This window comes from Prevotella sp. TCVGH, assembly GCF_023522295.1.
Lineage (GTDB): Bacteria > Bacteroidota > Bacteroidia > Bacteroidales > Bacteroidaceae > Prevotella > Prevotella timonensis.
Map to the genome: position 1 here is coordinate 16796 of NZ_QFFX01000037.1, position 11654 is coordinate 28449.

The following is an 11654-nucleotide window of genomic DNA, read 5'->3' on the forward strand; positions in this document are numbered from 1 at the left end:
CAGATACAAATCATTGATACAGCAAAGCGTTACTGACAATTTCTACACCCTGCACATTTATTAAGCTCACCCCTGAATCGTTTTTCTACTAAATAATGGAGACGGTCTTTCAAAGGTGCCAATTGAATGTTATCCACCACTTCATTGATGAAAGCAAACTCCAACAAGAGCTTTGCTTCATTTTGACTGATGCCACGTTGTTGCATATAGAACATCGCTTCATCGTTGAGCTGTCCAACTGTTGACCCGTGTCCGCACTTCACATCATCGGCATAAATCTCCAATTCGGGTTGCGAATACATCCGTGCCTGCTTAGTGGTACATAGATTCTGATTACGCATCTCTGAATTTGTCTTTTGCGCATCCTTCTCTACCAAGACACGTCCTGCAAAAGCTCCTGTTGCCTGATCGTCCAACACATACTTGTAAAGTTCACGACTCACGCAATGCGGAACGGCATGGTCGATAAACGTATTGTTATCAATATGTTGCTGCTTATCGGCAATCACACAACCATTGCACACACATTCGGCTCCCTCGCCACGGAAGACAAGCTGCAACTGATTGCGCGTAATGCCATTGTGTAGGGTCAACACGTTGTGATTGAACCGACTGTTGGCTTGCTGCTCCACATAAACATTACTTATCCTGGTGTTTCTTTCGTGCGTTTCTTCCATACAGTACAAGTCGAGGGAAGCATTTTCACCCACATAGGCCTCAATGACCTGTGTTGCCAAAAAGCGATGGTCGTCAATCGTATGATCACAGAAAAGGAATTTGGCTTGTGCGCCCTCTTCCATCACGATCAACACCCGTCGATTCACCATCAAGTCGACATCCGAGCGGAGAAGGTTAATCACCTGAACCGCTTTGTCCATTTGGACATCTTTGGAGACATAAATAAACAGTCCATCTTGAGCCAACATGGCATTTAAGGCTGTGAGCGCATCCTCATGGGTCTTGGCAATCTGTCCATAATATTTTGCCACCAAGTCAGGCATCTCCAAAGACGCCTCACGAAGCGAAAGCACCTTGACACCTTCTGGCAAACCTACTTTGGGCAGCGCTTTGCTGTAGAAAGCATCGTTCACCACGAAGTAAAGCGATGTGCTCAAATTGGGAACATCACATTTGAATGCCGCATATGGGTCGACAGGTATTTCCAACCGATTCAAGTTCAAACCATAATTCGGTTCAAACAGCGCGTTGATATCCGTATATCGGTAACGCTCTACCTTGCGTGAGGGAAAGCCTTGCTGCTTAAAGTCGTTGAAAGCTTGCTCTCGTACCTGATTCATGACCGGCGAACTATGTTCGCAAATCATCTCATGCGCATTTGTAAACAAGTCGATATATTGTTTTTCGCTTTTCATTCTTCCACCTCCGCCTTGATCCAATCGTAGCCACGAGCCTCGATTTCTTTCGCTAATTCAGGTCCACCTGTTTTAACAATACGGCCTTTGTATAAGATGTGGATAACCTCTGGCTTAATTAAATCGAGTAAACGGTCATAATGCGTAATGACAATAGTGCTTGTTTCTGGCGTTTTCAGTTTGTTCACTCCCTCGGCAACAATGCGCAACGCATCCACATCCAATCCCGAATCGGTTTCGTCAAGAATGGACAAAGTAGGCTGCAACATCGCCATTTGGAAAATCTCGTTGCGTTTCTTCTCTCCACCACTGAAGCCTTCATTCACGCTACGGTTTGAAAGTTTGCTATCTAACTCCACGATCTTGCGACGCTCTTTCATCAGTTTGATAAAATCGCCTGCACTCATGGGTTCCAGTCCCTGATATTTCCGCTTCTCGTTGATAGCTGCTCGCATAAAGTTGGTCATAGACACTCCGGGTATCTCCACAGGATATTGAAACGAAAGGAACAACCCCTCATGCGCCCTATCCTCTGGTGCCATTGCTAATAAATCTTTCCCATTGAAAGTTACACTACCCTCTGTCACCTTGAACAAGGGATTTCCTACTAACACTGCACTTAACGTACTCTTCCCCGAACCATTGGGTCCCATGATAGCATGTGTCTCACCCGTCTTTATACACAGGTCAATACCGTTTAATATCTTTTTGCCGTCAACTTCGGCATGTAAATTCTTTACCTCTAACATCTTCAATTGGATTGAATAAAATAAATAACTGATACGTGTAAAACTCCCTATCCCACTGTTCCTTCCAGAGATACAGATAATAGTTTCTGTGCTTCTACTGCAAATTCCATGGGCAGTTTGTTTAACACTTGTTTAGCGTAACCGTTGACAATCAGACCTACAGCTTGTTCGGTAGGTATGCCACGCTGGTTACAATAAAAAAGTTGGTCTTCACTAATCTTGCTGGTCGTTGCCTCATGTTCTACAATGGCACTGTCGTTGTGAATATCCATATATGGGAAGGTATGCGCTCCACACTGACTACCCAACAGTAGACTGTCGCAAGAGCTATAGTTGCGAGCATTGTCAGCATTGGCGGTGGCTCGTACCAGTCCACGGTAGGAGTTCTGGCTATGACCAGCACTGATACCTTTTGAAATAATCGTACTCTTGGTGTTTTTACCCATGTGAATCATCTTCGTTCCCGTGTCAGCCTCTTGGTAATTATTGGTCACTGCCACCGAATAGAACTCCGCCTGCGACCCATCGCCTCTGAGAATACACGAAGGATATTTCCACGTGATAGCACTTCCCGTCTCCACCTGTGTCCAAGACAATTTGGAGTTGACGCCTCGGCATTCACCTCTTTTCGTCACTAAATTGAGTACACCGCCTTGCCCATGCTTGTCGCCAGGATACCAATTTTGTACCGTGGAGTATTTCACTTCGGCATTATTCATTACAATAATCTCCACAATGGCGGCATGGAGTTGATTCTCATCACGCATTGGTGCCGTGCATCCTTCAAGATAACTCACGTAAGCATCGTCTTCGGCGACAATGAGTGTACGCTCAAACTGTCCCGTATTACGCGCATTGATGCGGAAATACGAACTGAGTTCCATCGGACATCGCACGCCTTTAGGGATATACACAAACGAACCGTCACTGAAAACAGCACTATTCAATGCCGCAAAGAAATTGTCTCGATAAGGCACTACGCTACCTATGTATTGCTTCACCAAGTCGGGATGTTCTTTGACCGCTTCACCCATCGAGCAAAAGATGATACCTTTCTCGCGCAGCTTTTCTTTGAAGGTTGTTTTCACCGACACCGAATCCATAATGGCATCTACTGCTGTGCCACTAAGTATCAAGCGTTCTTCCAAAGGAATTCCCAACTTATCAAAGGTCTTCTCCAATTCCGGATCAATCTCTTTGTTCTGCGGTTTCTTCGCCATTGGGTCTGCATAATAAGAGATTCCTTGATAGTCTATCTCTGGTAAAGTGACATGCCCCCACGAGGGTTGCTTCATCGTCAACCAATAGCGGTAAGCTTTCAAGCGGAAGTCGAGCAGCCAATCGGGTTCTCCTTTCTTGCTTGAAATCAACCGAATCACATCTTCGTTGAGTCCTTTTTCTATAATTTCAGTATGTACATCTGTTGTAAATCCGAACTCATATTTTTGTTCGGCAACTTGTCTCACATACTCGTTGTTACGATTATTTACTTCTTCCATAATGTCAAGACAGGGGTATCCCTGTGTGTCATGGATCCCCCTGCATCATTTTGTATATATTGGATCACACCACTGTGACCGCTTCTATTATCTCTCCATATCCTTCCTAACAATGTGTTATATCATTGATACAACACAATGAGCAGGCCACTTCGCAGAGACGAGTCTACGAAGTCAAGGAATATACCTCTTTATAATGTTTGCTTCACCTCTACCTCTGTGAAGGTTTCGATGATGTCGCCTTCAAGAATGTCGTTGAAGTTCACTAAGCTGATACCGCATTCGAAACCAGTAGCCACCTCTTTCACATCATCCTTAAAGCGTTTCAAAGCATTGATAGGTGCGGTATGAACTACAATACCATCGCGTACCACACGCGCCTTGTCTGAACGGTGTACCTTTCCTTCGGTGACGAGGGCTCCAGCAACAGTACCCACCTTGGAAATTTTGTACACCTGTTTCACTTCTACCTGACCGGTCACTACTTCCTTCTTGACCTTGTCCAACATACCCTCCATGGCTGCCCTGACGTCATCAATGGCATCGTAGATAACCGAATAGGTGTTAATCTCTACTCCATTCTGCTCTGCTAACTTACGAGCTGCAGCGGAAGGACGCACTTGGAAACCTACAATAATAGCATCAGATGCATCGGCTAAGGTGACATCGTTTTCACTAATCTGTCCTACGGACTTAAAGATGACATTGACATTAATCTTTTCTGTTGACATCTTGATAAAGGAATCGCTCAATGCCTCGATACTTCCGTCGGTATCACCTTTGACGATAATATTCAGTTCCTTAAATGAACCCAATGCGATACGATGGGAGACATCACTCAAGGTCAAGCGTTTCTGTGTGCGCAAGCCTTGTTCACGCTGCAACTGCATACGCTTGTTGGCAATGTCTCGAACCTCTTGCTCGGTTTCTAACACATGGAACTGATCACCTGCTGTTGGCGCACCATTCAATCCTAAGATGATAGCTGGCTCTGCTGGCTTTGCCTCTTCAATGCGCTGATTACGCACATTAAACATTGCCTTGATACGTCCCCAACTGGTTCCTGCAATGATATCGTCACCAACTCGTAAAGTACCATTACTTACCAACACGGTAGACACATATCCTCGTCCCTTATCCAAACTCGACTCGATGATACTACCTGTTGCTCGTCGGTTGGGATTGGCTTTCAAATCAAGCATATCTGCCTCTAAGAGTACCTTCTCCAACAGTTCATTGACTCCAATACCTTTCTTCGCACTAATTTCTTGACATTGATATTTTCCACCCCATTCTTCTACCAAGAGGTTCATTTGTGCCAAGTCTTCACGAATCTTATCAGGATTTGCACCGGGTTTATCAATTTTGTTGATGGCAAATACCATTGGAACATTGGCAGCCTGTGCATGCGCTATCGCCTCTTTGGTTGTCGGCATCACACTGTCGTCGGCTGCAATAATGATAATGGCAATATCGGTTACCTGCGTACCACGGGCACGCATGGCAGTAAAGGCTTCGTGACCAGGCGTATCTAAGAAGGTGATATTACGCCCATTCTCTAATTTTACGTTATAAGCACCAATATGCTGGGTAATTCCTCCCGCCTCACCAGCAATCACATTGGTGTTGCGGATATGGTCCAGAAGTGATGTCTTACCATGGTCTACGTGTCCCATGACGGTGACAATCGGTGCTCGCGACACCAAATCGTTTTCATCATCCATCTCTTCTGCCACAGCTTCTTGCACTTCAGCACTCACATATTCGGTCTTGAAGCCAAATTCGTCTGCTACCAAGTTAATGGTTTCTGCGTCCAAACGCTGGTTGATAGACACCATCAGTCCTACACTCATCAGGGTTCCAATGAGCTTGTTCACATCGACATCCATCATGGACGCCAATTCGCTTACAGTAACAAACTCGGTAAGCTTCAGTATTTTGCTCTCTTTACGCTCTGCTCTTTCCTCCGCACTCATGCGCTCTTGTATGGCATCACGCTTCTCCTTACGATAACGTGCACCCTTCTTGGTCTGATTGCCCTTACTGGTCAAGCGAGCCAAGGTTTCTTTTACCTGACGTGCTACTTCCTCTTCATTGACCTCTAAAGGTTTCTGATTGTAGTTTTTGTTGCGAGTTTTGCGATTATTTTTTTTGTTGGCATTACGACCGCTTTCTTGACTATTCGGACGATTATTGCCTCCGTTGCCTCCAATTTGCTTGGAGGCGGCATTGATGTCTACACGTTCTTGGTTAATGCGCACGCGTTTCTTACGTCCGCCGTGCTTTTCCTCACGTTCTTTACGCCGCTCTTCTTTAGTCTTTTTCTTTGGTCGTGTGCTCTGGTTGATTGCACTCAAATCAATCTTACCCAGCACATTCACCTTTGGTGCATTCTGCATTTTCAGCTCACTTTTGGTCTGAAAAAGCTCATCGCCATCATTCTTAGCATCGTCGTCCACCTCTGTTTCTTTTTGAGGTGCTTCCTCCTCTTTGGGTTGAGCTTGCTTCTCAGCAGGTTTTTCTACCTTCACCTTCTCTTTCTTTGATGCAGGTTTTGCTTCCTTTGGTGCAGGTTTTTCTTCCTTTTGAGGTGCGTCAGACTGTACAGGAGCTTCAGGTGCAGGCGCTGGTTGCGCTACCTTTGCTTCTACTGGCTTCACAGTTTCTTTCTTTTCAGGCTCCGAGCTGACGGCAGCAGCTGGTTTTGGAGCAGGCTCTTGAGCGGCTTTTGACGCCTGAGGCGTTGTATCTTGAGCAACAGGTTCTTTGGCTGCGGAGGTCTTCCCTATCGCATCCAAATCAATCTTGCCAATTGGATTGTATTGTTGCCGAGAAGAAGTTTTGAGTAACTCCTCTGCACGGTTATCCTTAGGAGCGGAAGAGGCTTCTTTAGGAGTAGAAGGACGCTTCTTCTCCTTAGGTTTTTTCTGAAAAATCTTTTCAGCTTGGTTGCGCACTTCTGCGTCTTGCTTAAAAGCTTCCACGAGCGCACCGTATTGGTCGTCGTTCAGTTTGAAGCTCAACTCGGGTTTCACTTCTCCCAGCTCACTTTTCTTTTCAAGGAATTCAACTGCCGTTTGAAGTCCTATGTTCAATTCACGTAATGCTTTGTTTAATCTGATGCTCATTGATATTTATTTAACTCTTATTTCTTATTGATGTTCACACTCTTATTCTCGCGATACAATTGGAGCTTACACTCTACCAGTGCATTGCCGCCAAGGGTTAATTTTGGAATAGAATGCTACTGCTCAAATTCTGCTTTTAATACTTTTATCAGATTGTCAACGGTCTCCTCTTCAAGATCGGCTTTTTCTATCAACATCTCGCGAGGTGCATTCAGCACTTGCTTCGCAGTGTCTAAGCCGATGCTCTTAATGGCATCGATGACCCACTGATCAATTTCATCGTCGAACTCATCCAAGTAGATATCCTCGTCTGCATCGGCATCCGAAACCTCTCTGAACACGTCAATGGTATATTCGGTCAGCATAGAAGCCAACTTGATGTTCAGACCGCCACGACCAATCGCTAAACTTACTTCTTCTGGTTTCAAATAAACCTCTGCCTTATGGTTTTCTTCATCAATATTGATGCTACTGATATGTGCAGGACTGAGAGCACGCTGTACCAACAACTTGATATTCGATGTGTAATTAACAACATCGATATTCTCATTGCACAGCTCACGCACGATGCCGTGTACACGGCTTCCTTTCACACCAACGCAAGCACCTACGGGGTCGATTCGCTCATCATAGCTTTCAACGGCTATCTTTGCACGTTCGCCAGGCATACGAGCTATTCGCTTAATGGAAATCAAACCGTCGTTTATCTCCGGTACCTCTGCCTCTAACAGTCGTTCCAAGAAAACAGGACTGGTACGAGAGAGGATAATCTTTGGATTGTTGTTCTCATTGTCTACCCGCAAGATAACCGCACGAATTGTCTCGCCTTTGCGATATTGATCGGAGGGTATCTGCTCTGATTTTGGGAGAATCAACTCATTATTCTCATCGTCTATCAACAGTACTTCGCGTTTCCAAATCTGATAAACCTCGCCAGAGATAATCTGTCCCACCCGGTCTTTGTACTTATTGTACAGTGCATCGTGTTCCAGTTCCAACACCTTCGACGCCAGCGTCTGCCGAAGATTAAGAATGGCACGGCGACCGAATTTTGAAAAGTTAATGGGTTCTGACACTTCCTCCCCAATTTCATAATCGGGTTCTATTTCCAACGCCTCCTTCAAGGCAATCTCTTTGTTTTCATCTTCCACCTCGCCGTCTGCAACGACAATGCGGTTGCGATATATCTCAAAATCACCTTTATCGGGATTGACAATCACATCAAAATTCTCATCGCTCCCATAAATCTTGGCCAAAACGTTGCGAAAGCTCTCCTCCAATACGCTAACCAAAGTAGCACGGTCGATATTTTTCGTGTCCTTAAACTCACGAAAAGTGTCAATCATACTGATGGTTTCTTCTTCACTTTTTCTTGCTGCCATAGCGGTATATTGTTATAATTTATAATTCAAGTTGTTACAATAGGTTCACTTATTTGAAACTAATCAAATACTTGGTATATTTCACTTGGTCCATTTGGAACGCATGGTCGACGAATTGTATTTCAGGACGTTTCTTTCCCTCAATTTTTACTTTTTCATCTACCGCCACAACAAAGTCATTTCCATTCACAGACTTCAATGTGCCTTGTACTTTTTTCCCATCACGACCCAGTACTTCTACTTCCTTACCTATAAAATTGATATACTGCTGGGGCACCTTAAAGGGTTGACCTAATCCAGCCGAACCCACTTCCAGCTCGTAATCTTCTTCGTCACGACTCAGCCTACTCTCTATATATCGGCTCAGTTCTACGCAATCTTCAATCCATACGCCGTCAACATGGTCGATTTCGACAACTATTTTGTCATCGGGGCTCACCTCAATATCAACTAAGAAATACTCTTTATCCTGAAGCCACTCTTCAACCACCGCTTTTACGACACTTTTATCAATCATATATATTTAATTAGAACGATATATTCGTTGTCCTTACAACGGCAAACTCCTTGTGATAAAGGAGCTACGCCCTACATCCAAAATAAAATGAGGAGCTTTCGACGAAGCCCCTCATTCCACTGAACAGTGCAAAGGTACGTATTTCTGATGAAACTCCCAAATAAAATACCAATTATTCAATTCTAAATTGATACATTGCCCGTACTTTACTATCTCAATGAGCTAAGGAGTTTATCTCTTCTTTTTCTGCGTTCAATTGACAGATTGCACGGAAGGACAATAAATGCTGAATTTTCTTTACAAAGTGCCTCTCATAACTCGCGTCAAAATATCCAAGGACAAAGTTGGTCGCAAATACGCGAAATATGAGCAAGGTTTGTAATTCTCTGTTATCATGAATGTTACGATCGTGCCGTCTCTTTTCTTTCCTGTTTTTACCACTTTTGAGCGATTGAAGCATTGAGATAAGCCTGCTATTTGCATGCTTTAATGCCGCTGTGGCATGTGAATAACAGCTCTAATGAGTGCTTCCAAGAGCGTTAAGTCAATATTTTAGCTTGAAGAGACACCTCATTTGTTAAAATCAGCCCATTTTTGTTGAGCATTTGCCTATTAAATTTTTCTATTTTGAAGATTTTAGATGGTCGTTTTTTGGTAAAATGATAGGACAAAAGCAGCCGAATATCTCTACCAAAAATGACAAAAATTTTCATTGAAAGAGTAATTGTTGTAACAACAAATGAGAGCGAGCGAGAAAAACAATGTCATTAGAATTGTTGCTGAAACAAAAGAACAAAGATTGCTTTTTCACAAGAAGTCATCTTTCTTCTATAAAAGAGTCGTACGAAAAGGTGAAAAACTTTGTGAAAAATAGAGACTATCTTCCCAGTTTTTTATACCTTTGTGAAAGCAAGTTCCACTGACAAACGGCTTGCTTTCATGCCGCTGGCAACATAAAATAATTGACTAATTCGCACCATCTATGATGAAAAAGAAGAAGATATTCTTAACAGGAGCTACTGGACACATGGGGTCTGAAGGATTGAAACAACTGCTCCAACGACGTGATGAATTTGACATTTGCTTGTTGGTGCTTCCTACCGAAAACGACCGAAAAGCCATTGCGCCTTACGAAAAACTATCAGGCGTAGAGGTTATTTATGGCGACTTAACCCGCTACGAAGATGTGCTTCAAGGAGTAAACAATGCCGACTATGTGCTTCACGTGGGTGGTATGGTATCTCCCGTTGCGGATTATTATCCTCAAAAGACATTGCAGGTCAACGTAGGTGCGGTGAAGAACATCATCAGAGCCATCAAGGCACAGAGCAATCCCGACCGTGTACATTTGGTGTATATCGGTACTGTGGCACAAACGGGCGACCGTAACGACCCTATCCATTGGGGACGCGTTGGCGATCCTATCAAAATTAGCATCTACGACATCTATGCGCTGTCTAAAGCCATGGCAGAAAGAGAGGTCATCGAGTCGGGACTCAAGCATTGGGTGTCGCTGAGACAGACGGGCATCCTATATCCGTCCATCCTCAACAAGCTCGACCCTATCATGTTTCATCAACCTCTCAACGGTGTTTTAGAATGGGTAACCGCAAAAGATTCGGGAGTATTACTTTCCCACGTGTGCAACCAAGATTTACCAGAAGATTTCTGGTGCCGCATTTATAACATTGGAGGCGGTGCCGAATATCGAACTGTCAACTGGGAATTCATGCAATTTACTTTCACAGCCCTAAAGATAGGGAACCTCAAAGATGTCGTAGAACCCGATTGGTTTGTACTTCGTAACTTTCACGGTCAGTGGTACACCGACTCGGATATATTAGAGTCGTATCTTCATTTTAGAAGTGGTAAGATTGACGAGTTTATTCAGGAAATGGCAGAAAAAGCTCCTCTCAAGATGAAAATGGCGCGCTTTGTAGCCTCCAAACTGATAAAACACCTCGTATTTAAGCCCACAGCCAACAAACCTTTGGGACCACTTTATTGGAAGAAAAAGAATATCGAACCCCGTATTACAGCCTTTTATGGAAGTATGAAGGCATGGAATGAAATTGCTGGGTGGGAACACTTCAAATTGTATTATCCTTCTTCCAAGCCCATCTTGTTGAACCATGGATATGACGAATCAAAACAACTGACAGAACTGGACCTTAAAGATATGCAGCAAGCTGCCGCTTATAGAGGAGGGAAATGCCTGTCTACCCAAATGACTAAAGGCGATTTAACGACAAAACTGGAATGGCAATGTGCCTTTGGTCACAGATTCAAAGCCTCGCCAAGACTTATTCTTTTGGGTGGACACTGGTGTCCAGAGTGCTTCCCCATGCCATGGAATTACGACGAAGAGGCAAAACGAAATCCTTTCTTTGCCCAGGTATGGAAGCCCCTCCACAGCCCTGACGAACACAACGTGTACGATGAGACTATTGTCAAAGGATCGCAAGAGTGAAAAAGGAAGAAAAAGGAAGAACTTTTTTGAATGAATAACTATCTTTTTGGTTGCGCCTGCCACCTATATATAACAGTGCCGGGAGTCTAATTGTGATTTATGGTTTGAGGTAAAGAGCATTCTATTTGCCTTTCAAAATTAGTGTCGAGATTCTTATTGTTATTTATGGTTTGAGGCAAAGTCGCTGGCTATTCTTGAAGCAAACGATTAACAACCGAAAAAGCTCTTGAGCCTTCTCTTCATATCTTCCTTACATTCCTGCCACACCTTAAGGTTTTGTGCATACTCCTCTTCTAAGCGTTTTCTCTTATCTTCCCGCTGCCACTTATCTTGAGGCGTGTGCTTTCTGGCTCTTGTTGCTAAGCCAACAATTACCCAAGTAATTATCAATAAGACAAATCCCAGTGTCGTCATATCTTACCTATATATAACAGTACTCTTGCAAATTTACATAAAAACGGGTCAGTCGTAAAACCCAGTTGCATCCCTCCTCTCTTCATGCACATAATTTCATAAGTATTTGTTATCTTTGCATC

Annotated in this window: 7 protein-coding genes; 1 reads left to right on the forward strand and 6 read right to left on the reverse strand. The window is 43.8% G+C overall.

Going from position 1 to position 11654, the window contains the following annotated elements:
• Positions 1-29: 29 nt before the first annotated feature.
• The 6 genes from sufD to rimP all read right to left on the reverse strand — a co-directional run bounded on the left by sufD (position 30) and on the right by rimP (position 8648).
• A complete protein-coding gene (gene sufD / locus DEM91_RS08100; protein WP_195252448.1) occupies positions 30-1373 on the reverse strand; it encodes a Fe-S cluster assembly protein SufD in 1344 nt (447 codons plus the stop codon).
• A complete protein-coding gene (sufC, locus tag DEM91_RS08105; protein WP_249858565.1) occupies positions 1370-2122 on the reverse strand; it encodes a Fe-S cluster assembly ATPase SufC in 753 nt (250 codons plus the stop codon). The genes sufD and sufC overlap by 4 nt, the downstream gene beginning before the upstream one ends.
• Before the next feature lie 47 nt (positions 2123-2169).
• A complete protein-coding gene (sufB, locus tag DEM91_RS08110) occupies positions 2170-3621 on the reverse strand; it encodes a Fe-S cluster assembly protein SufB (RefSeq protein WP_036927395.1) in 1452 nt (483 codons plus the stop codon).
• A gap of 191 nt (positions 3622-3812) precedes the next feature.
• A complete protein-coding gene (gene infB / locus DEM91_RS08115) occupies positions 3813-6749 on the reverse strand; it encodes a translation initiation factor IF-2 (RefSeq protein WP_249858566.1) in 2937 nt (978 codons plus the stop codon).
• Between the two features lie 116 nt (positions 6750-6865).
• Positions 6866-8131 carry a transcription termination factor NusA gene (gene nusA, locus DEM91_RS08120; RefSeq protein WP_008124908.1) on the reverse strand — a complete coding sequence of 422 codons (1266 nt, stop codon included), beginning with the start codon at positions 8129-8131 and terminating at the stop codon, positions 6866-6868.
• Between the two features lie 49 nt (positions 8132-8180).
• Positions 8181-8648, reverse strand: coding sequence for a ribosome assembly cofactor RimP (gene rimP, locus DEM91_RS08125; protein WP_249858567.1), 468 nt, complete (start codon positions 8646-8648; stop codon positions 8181-8183).
• A 982-nt stretch (positions 8649-9630) separates the two neighbouring features.
• Here rimP and DEM91_RS08130 point away from each other — a divergent pair.
• Entirely contained in the window at positions 9631-11118 is a 1488-nt protein-coding gene (locus DEM91_RS08130; RefSeq protein WP_249858568.1) for an NAD-dependent epimerase/dehydratase family protein, read from the forward strand.
• Positions 11119-11654 lie beyond the last annotated feature (536 nt).